This is a genomic window from Burkholderia sp. Leaf177 (genome assembly GCF_001424345.1).
Lineage (GTDB): Bacteria > Pseudomonadota > Gammaproteobacteria > Burkholderiales > Burkholderiaceae > Caballeronia.
In genome coordinates, this window is the sequence record NZ_LMPF01000002.1 from 231,515 (window position 1) to 254,488 (window position 22,974).

Below are 22,974 nucleotides of genomic sequence, written 5' to 3' on the forward strand. Positions count from 1 at the left end.
CCCGGTCTATTTCATCTGCACACAGTAAGCCAGCCGCCAATAAACATCCAATCGCTTATTGGCTACAATCGATTCCATCCGGTTATGAGTCGATGCGCGTTTACCCCTCCTTTTACTTTCCATGTCACGACCTTCCTCCGTGCTTCCATCGACCATTCTTGGCCGCCTGCGATACCGGCACCTCCAGCTACTCGACAGTCTTGGACGAACCCGCAACATGCGCGTGGCCGCCGAGCAGATGCATATGACGCAGCCTGCAGCCACGAAAATTCTCAGCGATATAGAAAGCCTGCTGGACGCCCAACTCTTCGAACGCTTGCCGCGCGAGATGCGTCCGACCGAACTTGGCCAGCTCGCGCTGCGATATGCAAATACCGCGCTGGGCGATCTCGGCCGCTTCATGGGCGAATTCACGACGCTGAAAAATGGCGGTTATGGGCACATCACGGTCGGCGCAATATCTGCTTCGGCGGCGCAACTGGTGACGGCGGGTATCGGCGAGATCCGGCGGCAGCGGCCGCAACTCGTCGTCAAGCTGTTCGAACTGAGCAGCGACCAGCTTGCAATCTGGCTCGATGAAAAGAAGATCGATGTCATGGTCGGACGCCTGACCGAGCCACGTCATCATGCGCTGTTCGACTTCGAGGTCCTCGCGGCGGAACCAGTGTGCGTGGTCGCGGGAAGCCATCATCCGTTATTGAAAAAGCCCAAACTGGAATTGGCCGATCTTGCTGCGTGGCCGTGGATTCTTTATCCGCAGGCCACGGCGATCAGGCAGTTGTTCGAGGAGACGTTTGCGGCGGCGGCCATTCCCGTGCCGGTCGGGATGGTGGAACTGACATCGATTTTTTCGGCGCTGGAACTCTTGCAGGCCACCGACATGATCTCGCTGCAGCCGCAAGCGGCAGTGGAGAAGTACGTGAACAACGGCTTGCTGGGACAGATCCCGATACCCATTCGCCGCGTCATGACCAGCTATGGAATCGTGACACGCAAGCACGAATTGCCTGCGCAGCCGGTGCAGGAATTCATCGGTATATTGCGTTCGCTCGCGGTCCGGAAAGAAGCGCCCTGAAAGCCATTCCAATGCCTTATTTCGACGACACCTGAACCAGCGCGTCGATTGCGATTGCGTATCCCTTCACGCCCAGTCCCACGATAATTCCGCGTGCCGCCGGCGATATAAACGAGTGATGCCGGAACGATTCGCGTGCATGCACATTCGAGATATGCAACTCGATCAACGGAACGCTCGCGCCCTTGATTGCATCGTGCAACGCGACCGATGTGTGCGTGTAGGCGCCTGGGTTCATCACGACGCCAAGCATGGTGCCCGCAGCGACTTCGCGGCCGGCCTCATGAATCCAGTCGATCAGCACGCCCTCATGGTTCGACTGCCTGCACTCCACCGCTACCCCGAATTTGTCGCCGGCTTGCCTGCACAGCGTCTCCACGGTCTCGAGCGTGTCGTGTCCGTATTGATCGGGCTCGCGCAAACCGAGCAGGTTCAGGTTGGGACCGTTGATCACCAATACCTTCTTCATGGTTCAGCCTCAATATTTGATCGTGGAAACCGCGCGCAATTCATCCGCCGTGGCCGTGCCGAAACCGAAGAATTCCAGATACGCGGGGATCATCTCGAAGAGCATGTCCGTGCCGACCTGAACCGCGCAGCCCTTCTCTTTTGCTGCACGCAGAAGCGGTGTGTACTCCGACTTCATCACGACCTCGCCAACAAACGTGCTCGGCGAAATCCGGTCGATATCGAACGGTAGAGGATCGCTCTCGTTCATGCCGATAGGCGTTGCGTTGACCACGACGTCGAAGCCTGCCGGATCTTTCGAGCCCGTCGACACTTCGAGTTCAGGATAGTGTTTGCGCAAGCGTGAGGCGAGTGCGTCGGCGGATGCGGTGTTGGTATCGAAGAGCGCGAGTGCACATACCCCCGAAGCTGCCAGCGACGCCGCGATGGCGGAACCCACACCGCCGCTGCCTAGCACAAGCGCTCGCGCGCCCTTCAACGAACGGCCCTTGCGCTCGATACCGCGCGTGAACCCGGCGCCATCGAATTGATCGCCGAGCAAGGTACCGTCCGGGCGCAGCAGGATTGCATTGCAGGCGCCCGCGATTCGCGCGGTAGGCGTGAGTTCATCGACGAGACGGGTAGTCGTCACCTTGTGCGGCATGGTGACGAGCGCGCCGCGAATGTTGCTCAGCCGGAACAACGACTTCAGGAACACAGCGTAGTCGTCGGGCTTGACGCCCATCGGCACCACCACCGCGTCGATGCCCTTCTGCTCGAACCAGGGGTTGTAAATCATCGGCGCCTTGAACGTTTCCGTCGGGTAGCCGAGATGCGCAATAAGGGTCGTTTTTCCGCTGATCATCGTGCATGCCTCTCAGTAAATCAATCTGCAATTTCAACGCGGCGCACATCGCCGACAATGAATATGTACGACAGCGCGCCGACGATCGCCGCCGCGCCCACGTATGAAAGCGCGTAGAAGAACGAACCTGTTTTTGCCACGATCAGGCCGATCACGAGCGGCGTCACGATGCCCGCGAGGTTCGCGCAAAAGTTGAAGATGCCGCCTGTCAGTCCCATCAGGTTCTTCGGCGCAATGTCCGAAATCAACGTCCAGCCAAGCCCGACCATGCCTTGTCCGAAGAACGCAATCGAGAGAATGGTGATCACCAGTGCGTCGCTGCTGACATAGTTCGCTGCGATGATCGTCGATGCCCCGAGCAAGCCAAAAATGATCGGCAACTTGCGTGCGATGTTGGCGGAGCCGGTGCGCTTGAGCAGGAAATCGGAGACCCAGCCGCCGAACATCACGCCAACGGCCGCGGCAAGGAACGGCATCACCGCGAAGAAACCCACCTTCAACCAACCCATATGCCGCTCGGTAGCGAGATAGGTCGGGAACCACGTGAGGAAAAATACCAGCGTGGTATTGCCCGCGAACTGGCCCAGGCATGCACCCGCAATCTGACGGCGCTTGAGCAGCTTGCCAACGTTGCTCCACGAGAACGCCATCGTCTGCTGGCCGCCTGCGGGCTCGAGACCGCCGCCCGCTGAAATGTAGTCGAGCTCGGCCTGATTCACCGTCTTCGAATCATGGGGTTCGCGATAAAAAAGCCACCAGACGATCCCGAACACAATGCCGACAACTCCCACCACGATAAACAACGCGCGCCAGCCGAAGTTGCCCATGATCCAGAACAACGCCGGCGCAAAACACGCGAGGCCCAGGTATTCGCCGACGGTATAAATACCGGTTGCGCGCGCCCGTTCATGTTGCGGGAACCACGTGGCGACTACACGGCTGTTGACCGGAAAACAGGGCGCTTCACTTATACCGAGTCCGAAGCGAAACAGCAGCAACGACTTGAGCCCGACAGCGAAGCCCTGCATCAGCGTGAAGAACGACCAGAAGGTCAGCGCGAGAAAGTAAGTGACCTTGCTGCCGAAGCGATCCAGAAAAACACCGCCCGGAATCTGCGCCAGTGCATAGGTCCAGGAGAACGCGGAAAAGACGATCCCCATCACGGCGGCATCGATACCGAGTTCCTTCGTCATGGTCGGAGCGGCAATGCCGAGCACGGTGCGGTCGAGATAGTTGATCATTGTGCCGACTGCCAGCAGCGCGAGGATCACGAACCGCGTGCGCGATCGCGTGCGAACCGCCGCGGGCGCGGCCGTATGAACCGCGTGGGATTGATGAACGTCTTGCATGGCGCGTCTCCTGGATCAAGGTGTTGAACCCCGCTCTGCGGTGCAATCTGCGAGCGATGTGGTTGGCTTGATGACTCGAATATTAGAATCGGTGAATGATACCCACGCCCGCCGCGAACTGCCCTTGTGACGACGACGGCGCCGCCTGGAAGCCATCGCCGAGAACGGCAGTCGCATTGATCACACTTGCCGCGCCCGGCGTCCCCAGCGTCTGACCATGGGCACGCTGATAGGCTTGCAGCGAATACAGGCCCGTGCGCTTCGAGAGCGAGTAGTACTCGGACAAATTGAACTGATGGTATTGCGCCACGCTGTTGATGCCGTTCGCCTTCGTCGCGCGCGTATAGCTGTAGCCGGTCGCCAGATCGAGCGTCGTGGCCGGGCGCCAGTGCAGCACGGCGCCGGCGGTATTGAAGATGGCGGTATCGTGGAAACGCGAATTGATGCCCGGGATGTACTGCACATTTGAGTAAGTCGCCGACACGTCCCACGAACTGTTGAACGTGTAGCCGCCACCGACCGCAATGCGCTGTTGCGCCTGTGCGGTCTGATAGCCGTTCGTCACCGCCGATACCCCCGACTGTCCGCCAGAGTTCGTGGTTGAATCGGCACCAAAAACGCCGCCGCCCGGCGTCGAGTTATTGATGCGCGTGATGCCGGCCGCAATCCCGACCGGACCATTGGCGTACTGAATCGCGCCGCTCCACGTCGAGCCCTGGTTCACGCTGCCCGGAACGCCCGCGAATGAATAAGAACCGCTGACGGTGATCCCATACAGTTTCGGCGACGTATAAACGAGCGAGTTATTCGCGCGATAGATGGTGTCGAGTTCATCCAGATCGCCCGGATGCGCGCCGAAGAAACCGGTGAGCCAGGTGGTCGGGCTATACGGCGAAAGCAGCGTGTAGTACGACGTGTATTGACGGCCGGCCGTGAACGTACCGTATGCGGGGTTGGTCAGGCCGACCCACGCTTGCCGGCCGAACATGGCGTTGGTGTATTGCTGGCCGCCCGTTGCGCTGTTGAATCCGGATTCCAGCTGGAAGATCGCCTTGTTGCCGCCGCCGAGGTCTTCGGCACCCTTCAGGCCAAAACGGCTGCCGGCCCAGACGCCCGATGTCATGCGGATATTCGAGCGGCCGCCTTGCGTTGAACCGAGCGTTGTCGAACTGTTCTGATACGTGATCGAATTATCGACAATGCCGTAAAGTGTCACGCTGGTTTGCGCATGCGCTGACGCCGCTGCGGCGACAGTAAAGACAACAGCCGTTCCCGCTTGCTTGATTTGCTTCATAGGTGTCTCCTCCGGACTTCGTGTTTTTAGGTGAATACATGGAACGCTTGAAGAACAGTTATTCAGCGTTCCTAATCTATTGAACTGGCTTTTCGAACCATGGGATAGCCGGGAGCGCGTCGAGCGGCGTTTATTGCCGTGCCGCTTTCTGGACGCGCCGGTATGTGTTCACAATAAAGTGACGTTGAAATGGGAGCAATGGAATAATGTGGAATGCGTGTGTTTATCGGACGCGTTCGTTCGATAATCGCGCATTACTCGGGTTTGCACTGAGCTTTTTTCTTGCTGGAAAGGCTAGAACGAATCAGGCCTCGCGCGCCTTCCCCAGCGCGATCAGATTGCCTTCGCCGAACCCTTCCCCTCCGCGCCGTTCAACGATTTCAAAAAACATATCGCCGGCTTCGTGCTGAATGAACGTCTGCAGGAAGAGCTTCGGCGTGCCATCGTCGGTAATACGGCCGTCGACCAAAATGCCGCGCGCGCGCAATGCGTCCACATCCAGGCCGTGACCGGGCAAGCGTGCATCGAGTTGTTCGTAGTATCTGGACGGCGGCTGCACGAAGCGCATGCCGCGCGCACGCAGTACGTCGACGGAAGCGAAGATGTCCTTGGAAGCCAGCGCAATATGCTGCACGCCCTCGCCGCTATGATCGGGCAAATAGTCCCGCATCAGGCTCGTGCGGTACGTGCCTTCTTCATACACCGGGATGCTGAACGTCTGGCATGGCGACACGATCACGGGCAGATCCTGCGCGACTTTCCAGTCGGGATGGATTGCGTGGAGCTCCTTGAAATGCAGGACCTGCAGATAAAATTCGAGCCAGTCGGCAAGCCGCCCTGCGCCGACCGTCTGCGTGAAGTGATCAACTTTGACAAGGCCCGCGTCGTTGTCATGCAGCGCGGTTTGTGCGGTCTGTGCGTCGAGCCATTTGAAATCGATATCGTAGATCGACTTCGCTTTTTCGCTCGGTGGCGCATTCCGGCCTTCCCAATGATCGACAAAATAGATATGCGAATCGCCGATTCCCTGTATGGCGGGAATCATCAGTTCGTTCGGCCCGAGACGTTCGCCTTCGAAATCCCAGGCGCCGGAATCGACGGCGCGCTCGTGCGATGTAGGCGCATCGAACACTCGCAATCCGATTGCGCAGATGCCTACGCCGTGCGTTTCTGCAAAGCGTGTGGCGAACGAATCGTCGTCGGCGTTGACGAGGAAATTCATGTTCCCCTGCCGATACAGCGTGACGTCCTTGCTTATATGACGCGCCACGCGAGCAAAGCCGAGTTGCTCGAAAAGAGCGCGCAGGCGTTCAGGGTCGGGGCTGGAAAACTCAACGAATTCGAGGCCCGCGACGCCTAACGGATTGTCCCCGTCCATGGGCGGTTGCGCCGAGGCAGCGTCAGGCAGGGAAGCATCGTTGTTCATCGAAAATCACCTCAGGGAAAGTCCGCGCACATTCGCCTGCCGCGTGGTCACCGGTCGTATTCGGTGTCGAGCTGCAACAGGCGCGTGGACAGATTATCGCTTGAGGCGGCGAAGCGTCAAACTCTCCTCGCGGCGTCTTGTCATTGCGAGCGGCGCTGTGCGTGCGCGGCAAGCCGCACGGGTGCGTTGGCTGCGCCGTATCCCTCGTAGCCGCCACGGCGTTCCACGATCTCGAGAAAGAAGCGTTCGTTGAACTGCTCGGTGTAAACGTGGAGAAACTCTCGGCCCGCCGAGTCGCGGTCGTAAAGAATGCCGCCCTCGCGCATGAGATGGATCCGTGCATCGTCGAATCCGAAACGCGCTTGCAGGTCGTCATAGTAATTGCGCGGAATGCGCAGCAACGCAACGTCCTGCCGACGCAACGCGGCAACGGTCGCGAAGATGTCGTCCGTTGCAAACGCAACGTGATTCAATCCCGATCCGCGATAAGTCGATAGCGACTCAACCACGGACGTGTGCCGGTCCGCCGATGCATTCAGCACGATCCGCACGGACCCGTCGCGGCTGCGCAACGAACGGCTCCTGACCAGGCCATAGGGGTCGGGCAAAAGCACCGACGCTTCTGCATCGAAACCGAACGCCGCCTTGAAATACAGCACCCAGGTGTCGAGCGTATCGGCGGGAAGATTCAGGCACACATGATCGATACGGCGCAGCAGATCGGCGCCGCTTGTGTTCCGGGCATCGGTGAGATTGAAATCGGTTTCGTAGAGCGTGGGCTCGCCGGGCGCTTCATCGACGAAATATTGCAGGCTGCCATCCGGCGCCTGAACGCTCGGCACCACGCGTTCGTTCGGGCCCACTCTGCCGGAAAACGGCGCGAAGCCGAACGCGGCGGCACGTCCGAAGGCTTGCGCAGCGTTATCGACCCGGTACGCCGATGCACACACGGACAAACCATGTGCCTGATGAAAGTCGCTCGCAAACGAGTTGGCTTCCTCGTTGAGCAGGATGCTTGCGTCGCCTTGCACATAAAGCGTGACATGCTTCGACCTGTGCCGCCCCGCCGCGCGAAAGCCCATGCGTTCGAGCCATTGCGCGAGGGTCGGACCGCTGTTGGCATCGACGGCAAATTCGAGGAATTGAAATCCCGTATGTGCAGGCGCGGCCGGCGGAAGGAACAATGTTTCCTTCGATGCGCCCGCGCATTGTTCCTCGAGAAACAGCAGCGAACGATAGCCATCCACAGCCGTTGCCGCATTCGGCGCCGCGCGAAAGCCATCGTTGAAAATTTCCAGCGAAAGCGGTCCTGCATAACCCGATGCCAACACTTCGCGCGTGAAGCCGGTCACATCCAGATCACCTTGCCCGGGAAAACAGCGATAGTGCCGGCTCCATTCGAGCACATCCATGGCCATCTTCGGCGCATCGGCGATCTGCACGAACGTGATGCGATCGGCGGGAATGCTGGCGATTTCATCGAGCGAATCGCCGATGGAGAGCGTATGGAAGCTGTCGAGAATCAAGCCGAGGTTCGGATGATCGAGCGTATCGACGAGACGCCACGCGTGCTTGTACGAGTTGACGTGGCGGCCCCATGCAAGCGCTTCATAACCCGCGATCACACCTTCGGCGCGCGCGAGTTCGGCGAATCTTCCAAGCTGGTCGATTGTCAGCGCGTCGTCGCGAATCGTATCCGCCGATGCATTGCTGCAGACCAGCACGCGGTCCGTACCCAGCGCGTGCATCAGCTCGAATTTGCGGCGAGCGCGTTCCAGATTCCGCACGAGCTGGTCGGCGCTGACGCCTTCGAAGTCGCGGAACGGCTGGTACAGCATAATTTCGAGGCCGAGATCCACGCAGATCTTTTTTACGTCGGCGGGCGAGCCATCGAAGTACAGCAAATCGTTTTCGAAGATCTCGACACCGTCGAATCCGGCTGCGCTGATGGCCTTCAGTTTTTCAACGAGCGTGCCGCTGATTGATACGGTGGCGATGGATCGTTGCATCGTGCGCTCTTAATGTTGCGTGGTGATGGCAGGGAGATGCAGCAATTCGCGTGCTTGCGCAGCGCTTGCAACCTCGCGTCCGTATTCGGCGCAAAGGGCCGCAACGCGCCCCACCAGTTGCGCATTGCTACTGGCAAGCGTGTCCTTGTCCCAACGAATGTTGTCCTCCAGACCCGTGCGGCAATGTCCGCCAAGCTCGAGCGTCCAATGGTTCACTTCGAGCTGATGCCGCCCGATCCCCGCCGCTGTCCACGTGGCATCGGGCAACTCGGCGCGCAAGCGCTCGACTTCGAACGCGAGGATTTCGCGCTTCGCAGGCAGCGCATTCTTCACGCCCATCACAAACTGCACATGTACCGGCGATACGAGCAAACCTTGTGCAACGAGATCCACGGTGCTGTAAAGCATCGCAAGGTCGAAGATCTCGATCTCGGGCTTGACGTTGTGATCAAGCATCGACTTTGCCAGCGACCTGACGAAATCCGGCGGATTTTCGTAGACGGTCGTCGGGAAGTTGACTGAGCCGGTTGCAAGCGACGCCATGTCGGGACGCAAGTCGAGCATCGCGCCGCGTTGTTCGAATGAACGGCCGCGACCGCCCGTCGAAAACTGGATGATGATGTCCGGGCAATGCTTGCGGATGCCCGTTTGCAATTCGTCAAAACGCGAGCGGTCCGAACTCGAATTCTCCTGCTCGTCGCGAACATGCAGATGCACGAGCGACGCGCCTGCTTCATACGATTCGTGCGTGCTTTCTATCTGTTCGGCAATCGATATGGGCACGGCGGGATTGTCTTTCTTGCGCGGCACGGAACCGGTAACAGCGACGGAAATGATGCAGGGATCAGTCATGACTACGTCCATTGATTGGGTCTTCGTTTGCCGGGCATCGCTCGAACAATCGAGTCACGCCCGCTCTCGGATTCCAGGCCAGACCTTCACATCAGGTCTTTTTCATCTTCGCGGCAACGAGCACCGACAGCGCGCATCCGATGGCAAGATACGCCGCGACCGGATGCCACGAGCCGCCGGCGAAACTCACCAGCGCCACTGCGATGAACGGCGTGAAGCCGCCGCCAACCACGCTCGCCACCTGATAACCCACGCCCGCGCCGCTATAACGGTATTCGGTGCCGAAGAGTTCGGTGAACATCGGCTGCTGGACGCTCACGATCATGTCGTGCGCAATGTTTGCGAGCATCACCGAGAAGACGACGATCCAGACTGTCGAGCGTGCGTCGAGTGCGAGAAAGAACGGCACGGCGCTCAACATGCCGATCACCGCGCCGATCATGTAGATCCGGCGACGGCCGAAGCGATCAGCGAGGATGGCGAAACACGGAATGGTCAGGATGCTGATGGCGCCCACCAGCAAGCCGATGTTCAGGAAGAACTGGCGCGGCATGCCCAGATTGCTCGTGGAGTAGCTCAACGCGAAAGCGGTGACTATGTACATGGTGAAGAGCTCGGCGAGACGCAGCGCGATGATCAGCAGGAACGCTTTCGGATGTTGGCGCAGCGCTTCGAAGATCGGCATGCGTTTGGCTTTTTGGCCCTTTTCAATAACCTTGTGCACGAACTCCTGCGACTCTTCCATGCTCGATCGAACCCACAATCCGATCAGCACAAGGACAACGCTGAACACGAACGGAATGCGCCAGCCCCAGCTCTTGAACGTGGCGTCGTCCATGGTCTGGCTGAGAATGGACACAATGCCCGTTGCAAGGATCAGCCCGACGCCATAACCGACCTGCACGCCGCTGCTATAGAACGCTTTCTTTTTGCTGGGCGCGCTTTCCACGGCCATGAGCGCCGCCCCGCCCCATTCACCGCCTACGGCAAATCCCTGGATCGCACGCAGCGCGATCAACAGCACCGGCGCCCACCAGCCGATCGACGCAAACGTCGGCAACAACCCAATCAATGCCGTCGACAAACCCATCATCATCACGGTCAGCACGAGCATGCGCTTGCGGCCGAGCCTGTCGCCGTAGTGGCCGAACACGAACCCACCCAGCGGCCGGAACAGGAACCCTACGCCGAACGTGCCGAATGCCGCTAGCGTGCCCATCGCCGGGCTGACCTTCGGGAAGAACTCGGTGTTGAACACGATCGCGGCGATGATCCCGTAGAGCAGGAAGTCGTACCAGTCGACCACTGCGCCTACAAAACTGCCGAGTGCCGCCTTGCGGGCGCGGCTCTTGTCGAGGTCGATTCTGGCGACATCGACAGGCTGGATTGCGATAGTCATTGCGTTGTCTCTGATCTGTATTGGTTTGACTGTCCGATGTTTTTTGCGTGCCGCCCACTTGGGCGAGCCGATCGGTTCAGCGGTGAATGGAGCATAGGTTGGCGTGATTCGCGGATCAACGGTTTCATGCGAATGCAACGCGATTATCGAACGAGAATGTGCGATTAGCGATCGTTTATGGGGTTAGCACTAAGGCATTCGATCTCCTTCGGGATGCAAGCTGTGCGGATTCCGCGATCGAACCGCACATGACAAAAACGCATCCTCGTGAGCGATAATCGCCCGTACGTCATCACTGATCGCACACCATCCAAGGGTTATTGCTCATGACCAAACGCCCGCCGCTCGACAAACGCGACTGGATCGCGGGACTCGAAAAAGGTCTTGCGATACTCGAGGCCTTCGACAGCGAACATGCGCGCATGACGCCGACCCAGGCCGCGACGCGCACAGGCATGACACGCACGGCCGCGCGCCGGCATCTGCTAACGCTGGAACATCTCGGCTATGTTGAAAGCGACGGCAAGCTCTTTGGGCTCACGCCGCGCGTGTTGCGGGTTGGTTGGTCGTACTTCGATTCCGCGCGCCTGCCCAAGCTGGTTCAGCCCTACCTGCAACAACTCAGCGCAACGCTCAACGAGTCGGTCTACATGAGCGTGCTCGACGAATGGGAGCTTGTGTTCATCGCGCGCAACGGGACCTCCCGTGTGATGACGACCGGCTTCGTGCTCGGTGCGCGCGTCCCGGCGCCACTGACTTCGCCGGGGGTCGTGCTGCTCGCTTACAAGCCCGATGAAGACGCGGTCCACGAGTGGCTCGACACCACGTCGCTCGCACCGTTCACGCCGCATACGCTGACCAACAAGGTCCGGCTGCAGGAGAAGATCCGTCAGGCACGCGCCGATGGTTATGCGGTCATCGAACAGCAATTGCAGGTCGGCGTGCGTGGCATTGCGGTGCCGGTGAAGGACAGGCATGGTGAAGTTGTCGCGGCGCTCAGCACCAACATGCCGATAGGACGCGAAACCACGGAAGCCGCGGTCAACCGCGTGGTGCATCATCTGCAAGAGACCGCGCTTGCCATGCTGAATGTGGTCTGAGCGAGCAGGGACATCATGAATCTCAGGCACTTGCACGCGTTTGTCGTCCTCGCGGAGGAACTCAATTTCAGCCGCGCGGCGGACCGGTTGCATATTGCGCAGCCCGCGCTCAGCCAGCAGATCCGCGCGCTGGAGGAACGGCTCGGCACGCAACTCGTGGATCGCGGCAGCCGGCCGCTGCGCCTGACCGAAGCAGGAAGTTATCTGTGCATCGAGGCGCGGCAGATACTTGCTTCGTACGATCAGGCCGCGCTCGGCACGCGTGAAATCGGACTCGGCTTGCGCGGGTGGCTCGGCATAGGATTCACACGTTCGTCGATGTACAGCGTGCTGCCTCCCGCCCTCAAGGCGTTTCATCGCGCATACCCGAACGTCGAGTTGAAACTCTACGAGATGCTTACCGAAGAGCAGACCGACGCGCTGCACGAGACGCGGATTCATGTTGCGATCGGGCGGCAGGTCCAGGCCATTGCAGGCTGCACCACGCTGCCGCTTTTGCACGAACGGGTAACGGTCGTGCTCGCTCCGGATCATCCGCTTGCACGCAAGAAGTCGGTGCGCATCACGCAACTCGCCGATACCCCGTTGGTGCTTTACCCGAAGCATTCGAACGGGCTTTACTCGCGCTTCGTGGAGTCGCTTTATCGTAATGCCGGCGTGACGCCGCACATAGCGCATCAGGCTTATGAAATCCAGACGGCTATTGCATTGGTCGCGGCGGGACTGGGCGTGACGTTCGTAGGGGAATCGGTCGCGCGCCACGGACGATCCGACGTGGTCTATCTTCGTCTTGATGCACCGTTGGCTTCGCAGACCACCACGCTTTCAGCGAGCTTTCGAAGCGACGATACATCGTCTCATCTTCAAGCTTTTTTGAAGTGCCTGACGCCTGTACCTGCGCTTAAGGCGGGTTCGGCGCCCGCACTATAAGAAAATCATTATAAAAAGATAAAAACACCGTCTTGGACGCGCGGCGTTCAAATTCTTAAGATCGAATCATCAGTCAGGCATCCCGTGCGGCGGCACGATCCGCCGCAGTCCTGAGCGCTCGCTCGGCAACACATTCCAGACTTGAACAATGCCAACGCGAGCGTCAGCAGGCGCGAATACGGTCGCTCGCAGTAAACCGTACTGAACCATATGCATATACGACACCCGGTCCACGGGCGCTATAAAGACAGGAGACATTGATGATCGATCCGATCGAAAGCTCGACCATGCGCAAAGTGTACGGCCGCTTGATGCCGCTGCTTTTCGCAATGATGTTCTTCAATTACCTGGACCGGATCAACATCGGTTTCGCCGCGCTCGACATGAACAAGGAGCTCGGCTTCAGCCCCGCCGTGTTCGGTTTCGCGGGCAGCATCTTTTTCTTCGGTTACATGCTGCTGGAAGTGTCGAGCAATCTGCTGTTGCATCGGCTTGGCGCGCGGCTCTGGATCGCGCGGATTCTTCTGACGTGGGGCGCGGTCGCGGCCGCCACTGCTTTTGTCTTCAATGAATCGAGCTTCTACGTACTGCGTTTCCTGCTCGGCGTCATGGAAGCGGGATTCCTGCCCGGCGTCGCGGTGTATCTGACGAAATGGTTTCCGCTGCGTTATCGCGCGCGAGCGGTCGGTGGCTACATCATCGCGGGATCGTTTTCGGCGGTGCTTGGCGGCCCGATCTCGACCGCGCTCATGACCTACGCGAACGGGCCGCTTGGCCTGCAGGGATGGCAGTGGATGTTCATTCTCGAAGGCGTACCTGCAATGCTGCTCGGCTTGCTGACCTTGCGCCTGATGACAGAACGTCCGTCGGAAGCAGCGTGGCTCACGACCGAACAACAGCACTGGCTCGAATCCACGCTTACGAAAGAACGCGAAGCACTCGGCGCCGATAAACATTTTCCAATGCTGCGCGTGGCAAGCGATATCCGCGTGTGGAGCCTTGCCTGTCTCTTCGGCTGTGCGCTCGTAGGCATCTATGGTCTCTTTCTTTGGCTGCCGCAGATCGTGAAAAGCCTGGGTCATCTGAGCAATCTCGAGGTCGGGTTTCTCTCAGCCGTGCCACCGCTTCTTGGTGTTGTCGGCACACTCGTGATCAGCCGCAGCTCGGACAGAACCGGCGATCGGAAGAAGCATCTTGCCTTCGTGTATGGAATGAGCGCACTCGCGATTGCAGGCAGCGCTTATGCGCCGAACCCGGTGATCGCCTACGCGTTGCTCTGCGTGACGGGGCTCTTCATCTATGCAGGCAATCCGCTGTTCTGGAGTCTCGCTTCGTCGTTCAGGACGGGCGCCGCGGGCGCCGCGACGATTGCGCTGATCAACACCATCGCGCAGTTCGGCGGCCTGGTTGGACCGTGGAGCATTGGCCTCGTGCGCAGCGCAACGGGCAACTTCAAACTCGCGCTCCTGACCATTGCGGCCTTCCTCGTCGTGGCGACCGTCATTGCGCTGGTGATGCGCGTGAAGCCCGCGGAAGACGAACTCGATGCCATGCCCGCCGGCGATTCACCCGCGGGACATCTTCATTAAGCCCTGATCTGGAACCCAGCGATGATTATCGATTGTCATGGTCACTACACCACGTCCCCGCCCGAACACGAAGCATGGCGCGCGGCGCAGATTGCAGCGTTGAAGGAGGGCTTGCCGCCGCCTCCGCGCCCGGTTATTTCCGATGACCAGATACGCGAGAGCATAGAAACAGGACAGTTGCGCATTCAGCGCGAGCGTGGCACCGACCTCACGATCTTCTCGCCGCGCGCGGCCGGCATGGGCCATCACCTCGCCGGCGCCGATGCCAACGCGCACTGGTCGCAAGAGAGCAACGACCTGGTTTATCGCGTGTGCACGCTTTTTCCCCGCAATTTCGTCGGCGTATGCCAGCTGCCGCAAGCACCGGGCGTGAATCCTTCGAATTGCATTGCCGAGTTGCGCCGGTGTGTTCAAGAACTCGGATTCGTGGGATGCAACCTGAACCCCGATCCATCCGGCGGTCACTGGACCGGCTTGCCCTTGACCGACCGCTCCTGGTATCCGCTGTATGAAGCGATGGTCGAGCTCGACGTGCCCGCCATGATCCACGTTTCATCGTCGTGCAACGTGAATTTCCACGCGACCGGCGCGCATTACATCAATGGCGACACCTCCGCGTTCATGCAGTTGCTGAGCGGCGACCTGTTCGCCGACTTCCCCACTTTGCGCTTCGTCATCCCGCATGGCGGCGGCGCCGTTCCGTATCACTGGGGCCGGTATCGCGGGCTGGCGCAGGACATGAAAAAGCCTTTGCTGAAGGACTATTTGCTCAAGAACGTGTTCTTCGATACCTGCGTGTATCACCAGCCCGGCACTGATTTGCTCGCCAAGGTGATACCTGTGGAGAACATCCTGTTTGCATCGGAGACGATCGGCGCCGTTCAGGGCATCGATCCCGAAACAGGTCATTACTACGACGATACCCGCCGTTATATCGATGCCATCGAATGGCTCACCGCCGCCGACCGGCAACGCATTTATGAAGACAACGCGCGCGCCGTCTATCCGCGTCTTTCAAACCAGATCACCCGCCAGTTTTCCTGAAGGAGAAGAAGTCATGAATCAACCTGGATGGCGCCGGAATGCGTCCGGGCCGCAAGCGAGTCCCGATGTGCTCGAGACGTTGCGCGGCCTCGCTGTGTCGCTGTTGAGCGACAACATGGCGCGTGTCAGCGGCACGATAGGACTTCTGCCCTATCACAAGGCGAAGCCGATGGCCGGCACCGCGGTGACCGTGCGTACGCGCCCCGGCGATAACCTCGCGATTCATCGGGCGTTCGATTTTTGCCGCCCTGGCGACGTGCTCGTGATCGATGGCGGCGGCGATCTCACTCAAGCCCTGATGGGCGAGATCATGGCGACCTACGCCGAGAGTCTCGGCGTGCAGGGTCTCGTGATCGATGGCGCCATCCGCGACGTCGGCGCGCTGAGCGAGCACGACTTTCCCGTCTATGCACGCGGCGCGACGCATCGCGGACCGTATAAAAACGGGCCCGGCGAAGTGAACGTTCCGGTGACCGTGGGCGGCATGGTCGTGCATCCGGGCGACATTATTGTCGGCGATGCGGACGGCGTACTTGCCATTCCGCCGGACGACGTGGCTGCCGTCATCGAAGGCGCGAAACGTCAGGCAGACAAGGAAGCCGCTGCGCTGCGATCCATTGCCGAGGGGCGTTTCGATCGCGACTGGATCGAAGCGCAAGAGAAAAAAATGATGGGCGTTTAAACCGCGCGGCGCCGCTCGAACGATTCAATGAACATGGCGTTGTCGGCGGCGCTTCCTATGGACACCCGCATGCAGGTCTCGTAACCGGCTTCGCGCCACGGCTTCACGATCACGCCATCGGCAAGCATGCGCTCGGCGAGCGCGGCGGCATCTTCACCGCAATCGAAGAAAAGGAAGTTGGCGAGCGAACGCGCCGGATTGATGCCGAGTGCAACGAGCGCCGCGCGCATCTGCTCTCGTCTAACGCGCGTGTCTTCCACGCTCGCCGTCACGTGCGCCTGATCGTGGAACGCAGCGGTCGCTGCTTCCTGCGCAATCTGATTGATGTTGAATGGCGTACGCACACGATCCATCAATCCGGCAAGTTCCCTCGACGATGCCACGCCGTAACCAACGCGCAATCCGGCGAGCCCGTACGCTTTCGAAAACGTACGCAACAGCAACCACGGCACGCCGGATTCGCGCAGTACGGCTAAGCTGTCGGGATACCCCGCTTCATTTGCGGCATATTCGAAATAAGCTTCGTCCCACAGCACGAGCGTATTCGGTGAGACAGCGCCTAACAACCGGCGCATTTCATCCGTGTTCATTGCACAGCCGACCGGATTACTCGGATTACTGATAATCACCATGCGCGTTCGCGGGGAGATCGCGGCGATCAACGCATCGACATCGAATTCCAGATCGGCGCGCATGGGAACCGTGATGACTGTTGCGCCGACGCTCTGCGGATAAATGATATGCAATCCGAACGATGGAACCACGGTCACCACTTCATCGCCCGGAGCGAGGAACGCATGCGCGGCGATGGCAAGCAAGTCTTCCGAGCCATTGCCGAAGAGCAGCTGTTCAGGCGCGGCATTCAGCTTTTCAGCGATCCTCGCGCGCAACACGCTGCACGATGGATCGGGGTAAAGCGCGAGCGAAGCGGCGGTGGTCCACTGCGCCACATGAGCGAGAACCGATGCACTCGCCCCGCGCGGATTCTCGTTGCTGCCGAGCTTCGCAACATGTGGGACGCCGTATCGTGCGCGCACGAGATCACTGGATAGGCCCGCGTTATAAGCAGGCAAATTGCGTACTTCGGCACGCACGCCGTCGATGAAACTCATTGCGCACCTTCCGCAGGCAACACCTTGCCCGGATTGAGAATGCCGCGCGGATCGAGCGCTCGTTTGATCGCATGCATGCACGCAAGCTCGGCGGCGCTGCGCGAGTAACCCAGGAACGGCCGCTTGAGCAAGCCGATGCCATGTTCCGCCGAGATCGATCCCTTGTAGTCGCGGACCATGCCGTACAGCGCGTGATCGACCTCTTCCACGGTGACGCCAGGTATCGATCGCGCGTCGAGCGTGACGTGCAGATTCGAATCGCCGATATGACCGAAATACAGACCGTAATGCGTCGGCCAGCGCGCGCCGAAATCCTTGCGGCAGGCATCGACGAAATGGCCGATCTCGCCTATGGGCAAGCTCACGTCGAAGTTGATCGGTTCCAGTTTTACCGGCAGTTCCGCGGTTGCCTCGCGGATCGACCAGAGCGCCTGGGTCTCCGCTTGCGATTGCGCGATGACCGCGTTGAGCACCACGCCCGCTTCGAGCTGCGCGTTGAGCGCGGAGGCGAAACGCTCGCCGTGGTCATCGGAGAAACCGGCTTGCTCGATCAGCGCGTATAGCGGATACGCCTGGCCGAGCGGCGATTGTCCCGAACGCGTCAGTGCCACGCCAAAGTCGTAGAACTCCGGCCACATGATTTCGAATGCACCGATTTCATCGCCGAAAGTGGATTGCAGCGAACGCAGCAACGCGACCGCACCGTCGTAATCGTTCAACGCGCAGAGCGCCGTGCTGCGTGCCGCGCGACGCGGCTTGAGGCGCAACACCGCACGCGTGATGATGCCGAGCGTTCCCTCCGATCCAATGAACAGGTTGCGCAGATCGTAGCCCGTGTTGTTCTTGACCATCTTGTTCATGGAACTGAGCACGGAGCCATCGGCAAGAACCGCTTCCAGTCCAAGCACCTGCTCTCTCGCCGTGCCCGATTGCAGCACACGAATGCCGCCTGCGTTCGTCGCGAGATTGCCGCCGATCTGACACGAGCCGCGCGCGCCGAGATCCAGCGCAAACTCGAAACCCGCGGCCTGTGCCGCGTCCTGAACGGTCTGCAAGGTCGTGCCGGCAAGTACCGTCATGGTGGCCGATGCTTCATCGAGTTCTTCGACGCCCGCGAGACGTTCCATCGAAATGCAAATGTCGCCGCCTGATGGAATGGAACCGCCCGCAAGACCTGTCATGCCGCCTTGAGGCACGACACTTTGATGCGCTTCATTGCAAAGCCGCAAGACGGTCGCGACTTCATCGGTTGAACGCGGAAGAACAACCGCCATTGGCGCAACGGGCGAACGCCCGCTCCAGTCGCCGAGATAACGCGGCTCGATGCCGTCGCCCACACGCACCGACTGCGCACCCAAAACATCGATCAATATTTGTACTATCTGGTTCATTTTGATCTCAGCCATTCGCGCGCTTTTTTCGGTAGCCCATCGAGTCGTTGATGCGCCCGAGAATGTAGTCGCCTGCCGGGACTGGATCGTAGAGCGGCGGCGCGTCGCTCAGGCCGAGATCGCGAGGATCGACACGTGCGCCATAGGTTGGATCGTAGAAAGTCGCGATCGAATAGCGCTCCTGTCCTGAACTGTTGATCACGCGATGCAGCGTGGAACGAAATCGGTCGTTGGACCAGCGCGCGAGCAGATCGCCGACGTTCACCACGAGCGTTCCGGGAATCGGTGGCGCGTCGATCCAGCTATCGGTTGCAAGTTCCTTCACTTGCAGGCCGCCCACGTTGTCCTGCCACAAGAGCGTGATGCAGCCATAGTCGGTATGCGGCGCGACGCCGAACTGATCGGCATCGGATTTAGGCGCTTGCGGCGGGTAATACACCATCTGCGTGCGCTGCATGCGCTTGGTGTATTTATCGACGAAAAACGCTTCATCGATATCGAGGCTCACCGCGACCGCGCGCAACAAATCCGCACCGCATGCGCCGATGGCTTCGTGATAGCCATATAAAGCGGGTCGCAGCGACGGCATGAAGTCCGGCCAATTGTTCGGCCCGCGCAAAGCCTCACCCGCGAGCACGCTCGGATCGTCCTCGGCGAGTTCCAGACCGATGCTGAAGAATTCCTTGTAATCGGGTTTGGTCGCTTGATACATGACCGCGTCGCCAAGCGCATTAAAGCCGCGATGCCGATGATTCACCGCCACGCGACGCTTCACTTCCGGCGCATGCGCGAAGAATTCGCGTGCGCCTTTTATAGCGCCATCGAGTATGTCGGCAGGCACGCCGTGATTGCTTACATAGAAAAATCCGATGCTCGTGCAGGCATCGCGAATCGCCGAAGCGGCTTCGCGCAAGCCGACTGGATCATGCGCGCGAACGGCCGCCATATCGACGACAGGAATGTGAGAAGCCGGGCTCATTCATGACTCCAGGGTTTGAATTCCGATCACAACACAGTCTGTATATACCGCCAAATCCACGAGCGCAACTCAGCGTTTATTCGAGCTTGAACTCGGCTTCGTACAGGGCCGACACTCATCCTCACGAAGTATTTTTGACACGCTTGGCACCGCAAATTGACGGTATATACTGAATCGCACCACCGGGATTTCAACGTCGCCGCTTAGTCGAAGTCCGTCGCACCGCTCACCAAACCGCTTGCTCGCCTGCACTCACTTGAAAGCCGGGCGCTCTTAAATCAGGGGATTTCATTGATGAATTTGTTCTCGAAGTGGAAAGGCCGTGCGCTCGTGGCCGCGCTGATCGCGACCGCGGTTTCAGTGTCGGCCCACGCGGAAGACCAGCTGGCGAAGGTCAAGAAAGCGGGTGAGCTCGTGGTTGGAACCGAGATGCAATTCGCGCCGTTCGACTTCCTGGAAAACGGACAGCAGCAAGGCTTCAACAAGGATTTTTTTGCCGAACTGTCGAAGGAAATGGGCGTGAAGATTCGCTCCATTGACCTGCCTTGGCCGAGCGTGTTGCCGGGCCTCGAAGCGGGCAAGTTCGACATTGTCAGTGGCCCTGTGACCATCACGAAAGCGCGCATGGAACGCTATGAATTCATGCTGCCGATTGCCGACGGCACGGTTGCGCTGCTCAAGCGTGCGAACGACACGAGCATCAAGACGAATGCCGATGTCGCTGGCAAAGCCGTTGGCGGCGGCAAGGGCTCGGCGCAACTCGATCAGCTGAAGCAGTACGTCGCGACGCTGCCGGGCAAGACCAGCGTGCGTGAATACATCGACAACAATCAGGCTTATGCGGACCTCGCAGCCGGCCGGATTGTCGCCGTGGGCAACTCGCTGCCGAACATTGCGTATGTGGCGCGCCAGCGTCCCGATACCTTTGCGGTGGTGCAGCCGCCGTTCGGCACGAAGGTTTATTTTGGCTACCTCGGCCGCAAGGACTCGGACAGCAAACCGCTGATCGATGCCATCAACCAGGCGATCATCAAGATGCATGGCGACGGCCGGCTCGCTGCCCTGCAGAAAAAGTGGTTCGGTGTACCGATGGAAACGCCGACGACCATGCCCACGCCCAACTATTGATCCTGGAGCCGATGGCGCCTCGGCGCCGTCGAATCATTTGCCGGACAGCCCATGTTCAGCCTTCATGCATTGTTGGACGCCCTGCCGCTTCTGATCAAGGCCGCGCAAGCCACGGTCCTGATTTCGCTCGTCGGGCTGGTGGTGGGGTTTGTCGTTGCGATCGGCGTGTGCAGCGCGCGGCTGTCGAAGAACGTTTTTGTTTCGAAGCTCGGCGGTGCGTACGTCGGATTTTTTCGCGGCGTACCGCTCCTCGTGCAGCTTCTGCTGACGTACTACTTCCTGCCTTTTATCGGCATCAACGTTCCGCCGCTGGTCGCGGCCGCCGCGGCTGTTTCGCTGTGCGAGGCCGCTTACCTCGCCGAGATCTTGCGCGGCGGGTTTATTGGTATTCCGCACGGGCAACTTGAAGCGGCGCAATTGCTCGGGTTGTCGCGCGTGCATGCCGTGCTGCGCATTCAGGTGCCTCAGGCGTTGCGCATGACATTGCCTTCGCTCGTCAATGAAATGGTGATGCTCGTGAAGGCGTCGTCGCTGATCTCGGTTGTCGGTGTAGCCGATGTCACGCGTACCGCGCAGAATATTGCAGCAAGCACGTATCGGCCGCTCGAAGCGTATGTGGCAGCCGGACTTGTCTATCTCGTGATCAACGGTGCGTTGTCGCTCGCCGGTCATCGCGCAGAAAGACGTCTGGCTCAGGGATAGGCGTCAAGCATGGCTCTTCATTTCGATGCATCGGTTCTTACCGGTTCCCTTCCCGCTCTCGCCGAAGGTTTCGCCACGACCATCGCCGTATGGATGGGCGGCGTGCTGATCGGCATGGCGATCGGCTTTGCCATCGCGTTGTTGCAGATTTTCTGCGGCAAATGGGTACGTGTTTTCTTGCGCGCGTATATAGAGATCTTTCGCGGCACACCGTTTCTGGTGCAGCTCTTCGTGCTGTATTACGGCGGTCCTTCGTTCGGCTTGTCGCTGGAGCCGCTGACTGCGGGTATCGTGGGATTGGGCCTGTATGGCAGCGCCTATTTCGCGGAGGCGTTTCGCTCGGGCTTTACATCGGTGCCGCGCGGTCATATAGAAGCCGCACAATGCCTGGGTTTCACGCGGCTTCAGGTCATCATGCGCGTACAGTTGCCGCAAATGCTCGTGATCATCGTGCCGGCGCTGACCAATCTGATCATCGTGCTTAGCAAGGAAACCGCGGTACTGTCGGTGGTTACGGTGCCGGAATTGACGTTCGTGCTGACCGGAATCGGATCGGAGAAATTTGCTTTCGTCGAGACATTGCTCGCGTTGTGCGTGTGTTATCTCGTGCTCGTGGAAGTGGCGTCACGCGCCGGGCAATGGGTCGAATTACGCGTCGGCCGATTCCTGACACGATGACAGCAATCAACCCGGTGGCCTCTCAAACTGAGTGCTGAATCATGAAGAAACCGATGAATGGCAACGCGCCGGCACAGGCTGAATATATTGTCGATGCCCGGCATGTCGGCAAGCATTTCGGCACGCTGAAAGTGCTCGACGACGTTTCGCTCGCCGTGCGCAAGTCGGAGGTGACATGCATTATCGGGCCCTCGGGTTCAGGCAAAAGCACCTTGCTGCGATCGCTTGCGTTCCTCGAGGAATATAGCGAAGGCGAGATTTTTATCGAAGGCGAATTGCTTGGTTATGTAACGGACCGCGGCGGCAAGCGTGTGCGTGCGCCGCAAGCCGAGATCAACCGCGTGCGCCGCAATGTGGGCATGGTGTTCCAGCAATTCAATTTGTGGCCGCATATGACGGCCATGGAAAATGTAGCCGAAGCGCTGGTGCGCGTGCGCAAGCTTCCAAAGGCCGAAGCGCACAAGCGCGCGCTCGCCATGCTCGATAAAGTCGGCCTCGCGGATCGTGCGAACAATCATCCCGCGCGCCTTTCGGGCGGCCAGCAACAACGTGTGGCGATTGCACGCGCGCTCGCCATGGAACCGCACATCATGCTCTTCGATGAACCCACGTCCGCACTCGATCCCGAACTGGTCGGCGAAGTGCTGCAGGTCATGAAGGACCTGGCGAACGACGGCATGACGATGGTGATCGTCACGCACGAAATGGGGTTTGCGGCGCAGGTGGCGGATACGGTCGTGTTTATCGATCATGGCAGGATTGCCGCGCACGGTTCGCCCGAAGACGTGTTCCACAACGCCCAGCAGCCTCGGCTTCGCCAGTTTCTGCAAAATTATCTCGACCGGAATGCGTTCTGGGCGCGCCGTGAGGAACCCGCTTCCGGCACTGTGCCGGTCGCGACCGAATCCAGCAGGATGTAAAAC

The 22,974-nt window shown here is 59.6% G+C and carries 21 protein-coding genes; 10 read left to right on the forward strand and 11 right to left on the reverse strand.

Going from position 1 to position 22,974, the window contains the following annotated elements; all coding sequences use genetic code 11:
• Positions 1–121 precede the first annotated feature (121 nt).
• The gene (locus tag ASG35_RS04820) at positions 122–1,075 is read left to right on the forward strand and encodes a LysR family transcriptional regulator (protein WP_056353359.1); all 954 of its coding nucleotides are present in this window, start codon (positions 122–124) and stop codon (positions 1,073–1,075) included.
• Between the two features lie 16 nt (positions 1,076–1,091).
• Here ASG35_RS04820 and aroQ read toward each other — a convergent pair whose 3' ends face one another.
• The 8 genes from aroQ to shiA form a co-directional block, all read right to left on the reverse strand.
• A complete protein-coding gene (aroQ, locus tag ASG35_RS04825; protein WP_056353361.1) occupies positions 1,092–1,544 on the reverse strand; it encodes a type II 3-dehydroquinate dehydratase in 453 nt (150 codons plus the stop codon).
• A gap of 9 nt (positions 1,545–1,553) precedes the next feature.
• Positions 1,554–2,387 (reverse strand): shikimate dehydrogenase family protein, encoded by an 834-nt coding sequence (locus ASG35_RS04830; RefSeq protein ID WP_056353366.1) that lies wholly within the window; start codon positions 2,385–2,387, stop codon positions 1,554–1,556.
• 20 nt (positions 2,388–2,407) lie between these two features.
• A complete protein-coding gene (locus ASG35_RS04835) occupies positions 2,408–3,736 on the reverse strand; it encodes an MFS transporter (RefSeq protein WP_056353368.1) in 1,329 nt (442 codons plus the stop codon).
• A gap of 82 nt (positions 3,737–3,818) precedes the next feature.
• On the reverse strand, positions 3,819–5,030 hold the full coding sequence (locus ASG35_RS04840; RefSeq protein WP_056353372.1) for a porin: 1,212 nt from the start codon (positions 5,028–5,030) through the stop codon (positions 3,819–3,821).
• A gap of 304 nt (positions 5,031–5,334) precedes the next feature.
• A complete protein-coding gene (locus ASG35_RS04845; protein ID WP_056353375.1) occupies positions 5,335–6,456 on the reverse strand; it encodes a 4-hydroxyphenylpyruvate dioxygenase family protein in 1,122 nt (373 codons plus the stop codon).
• Between the two features lie 140 nt (positions 6,457–6,596).
• Positions 6,597–8,465 carry a bifunctional sugar phosphate isomerase/epimerase/4-hydroxyphenylpyruvate dioxygenase family protein gene (locus ASG35_RS04850; RefSeq protein ID WP_056353377.1) on the reverse strand — a complete coding sequence of 623 codons (1,869 nt, stop codon included), beginning with the start codon at positions 8,463–8,465 and terminating at the stop codon, positions 6,597–6,599.
• A gap of 9 nt (positions 8,466–8,474) precedes the next feature.
• The gene (locus ASG35_RS04855; RefSeq protein ID WP_056353811.1) at positions 8,475–9,317 is read right to left on the reverse strand and encodes a 3-keto-5-aminohexanoate cleavage protein; all 843 of its coding nucleotides are present in this window, start codon (positions 9,315–9,317) and stop codon (positions 8,475–8,477) included.
• 91 nt (positions 9,318–9,408) lie between these two features.
• The gene (gene shiA / locus ASG35_RS04860) at positions 9,409–10,716 is read right to left on the reverse strand and encodes a shikimate transporter (RefSeq protein WP_056353814.1); all 1,308 of its coding nucleotides are present in this window, start codon (positions 10,714–10,716) and stop codon (positions 9,409–9,411) included.
• 326 nt (positions 10,717–11,042) lie between these two features.
• On the opposite strand from shiA, the gene ASG35_RS04865 reads away from it, so the two are divergent.
• The 5 genes from ASG35_RS04865 to ASG35_RS04890 all read left to right on the forward strand — a co-directional run bounded on the left by ASG35_RS04865 (position 11,043) and on the right by ASG35_RS04890 (position 16,061).
• On the forward strand, positions 11,043–11,816 hold the full coding sequence (locus ASG35_RS04865) for an IclR family transcriptional regulator domain-containing protein (RefSeq protein ID WP_056353380.1): 774 nt from the start codon (positions 11,043–11,045) through the stop codon (positions 11,814–11,816).
• A gap of 15 nt (positions 11,817–11,831) precedes the next feature.
• Positions 11,832–12,746, forward strand: a complete 915-nt coding sequence (locus ASG35_RS04870) for a LysR family transcriptional regulator (protein WP_056353382.1) — start codon at positions 11,832–11,834, stop codon at positions 12,744–12,746.
• 260 nt (positions 12,747–13,006) lie between these two features.
• Complete coding sequence (locus ASG35_RS04880; protein ID WP_056353387.1) at positions 13,007–14,335, forward strand: MFS transporter; 1,329 nt, start codon at positions 13,007–13,009, stop codon at positions 14,333–14,335.
• A gap of 21 nt (positions 14,336–14,356) precedes the next feature.
• On the forward strand, positions 14,357–15,379 hold the full coding sequence (locus ASG35_RS04885; RefSeq protein WP_056353389.1) for an amidohydrolase family protein: 1,023 nt from the start codon (positions 14,357–14,359) through the stop codon (positions 15,377–15,379).
• 13 nt (positions 15,380–15,392) lie between these two features.
• The gene (locus tag ASG35_RS04890; RefSeq protein WP_056353392.1) at positions 15,393–16,061 is read left to right on the forward strand and encodes an RraA family protein; all 669 of its coding nucleotides are present in this window, start codon (positions 15,393–15,395) and stop codon (positions 16,059–16,061) included.
• Here the strand turns inward: ASG35_RS04890 and hisC are convergent.
• From hisC to ASG35_RS04905, 3 genes are read right to left on the reverse strand one after another with little or no spacing between them, the layout of a single operon-like run.
• Positions 16,058–17,173: a histidinol-phosphate transaminase gene (gene hisC, locus ASG35_RS04895; RefSeq protein WP_056353394.1), complete on the reverse strand. Its 1,116-nt coding sequence runs from the start codon at positions 17,171–17,173 to the stop codon at positions 16,058–16,060. The genes ASG35_RS04890 and hisC overlap by 4 nt on opposite strands.
• Entirely contained in the window at positions 17,170–18,564 is a 1,395-nt protein-coding gene (locus tag ASG35_RS04900) for an FAD-binding oxidoreductase (RefSeq protein WP_235527445.1), read from the reverse strand. Before ASG35_RS04900 ends, hisC begins: the two co-directional genes overlap by 4 nt.
• 7 nt (positions 18,565–18,571) lie before the next feature.
• Positions 18,572–19,543 (reverse strand): isopenicillin N synthase family dioxygenase, encoded by a 972-nt coding sequence (locus tag ASG35_RS04905; protein WP_056353398.1) that lies wholly within the window; start codon positions 19,541–19,543, stop codon positions 18,572–18,574.
• A 294-nt stretch (positions 19,544–19,837) separates the two neighbouring features.
• Between ASG35_RS04905 and ASG35_RS04910 the strand changes: the two genes are divergently transcribed.
• From ASG35_RS04910 to ASG35_RS04925, 4 genes are read left to right on the forward strand one after another with little or no spacing between them, the layout of a single operon-like run.
• Positions 19,838–20,671: a transporter substrate-binding domain-containing protein gene (locus ASG35_RS04910; RefSeq protein WP_056353400.1), complete on the forward strand. Its 834-nt coding sequence runs from the start codon at positions 19,838–19,840 to the stop codon at positions 20,669–20,671.
• Positions 20,672–20,722: 51 nt separating this feature from the next.
• The gene (locus tag ASG35_RS04915) at positions 20,723–21,373 is read left to right on the forward strand and encodes an amino acid ABC transporter permease (RefSeq protein WP_056353402.1); all 651 of its coding nucleotides are present in this window, start codon (positions 20,723–20,725) and stop codon (positions 21,371–21,373) included.
• Between the two features lie 9 nt (positions 21,374–21,382).
• Entirely contained in the window at positions 21,383–22,051 is a 669-nt protein-coding gene (locus tag ASG35_RS04920) for an amino acid ABC transporter permease (RefSeq protein ID WP_056353405.1), read from the forward strand.
• Positions 22,052–22,104: 53 nt separating this feature from the next.
• Positions 22,105–22,971, forward strand: coding sequence for an amino acid ABC transporter ATP-binding protein (locus ASG35_RS04925; protein ID WP_056353817.1), 867 nt, complete (start codon positions 22,105–22,107; stop codon positions 22,969–22,971).
• Positions 22,972–22,974 lie beyond the last annotated feature (3 nt).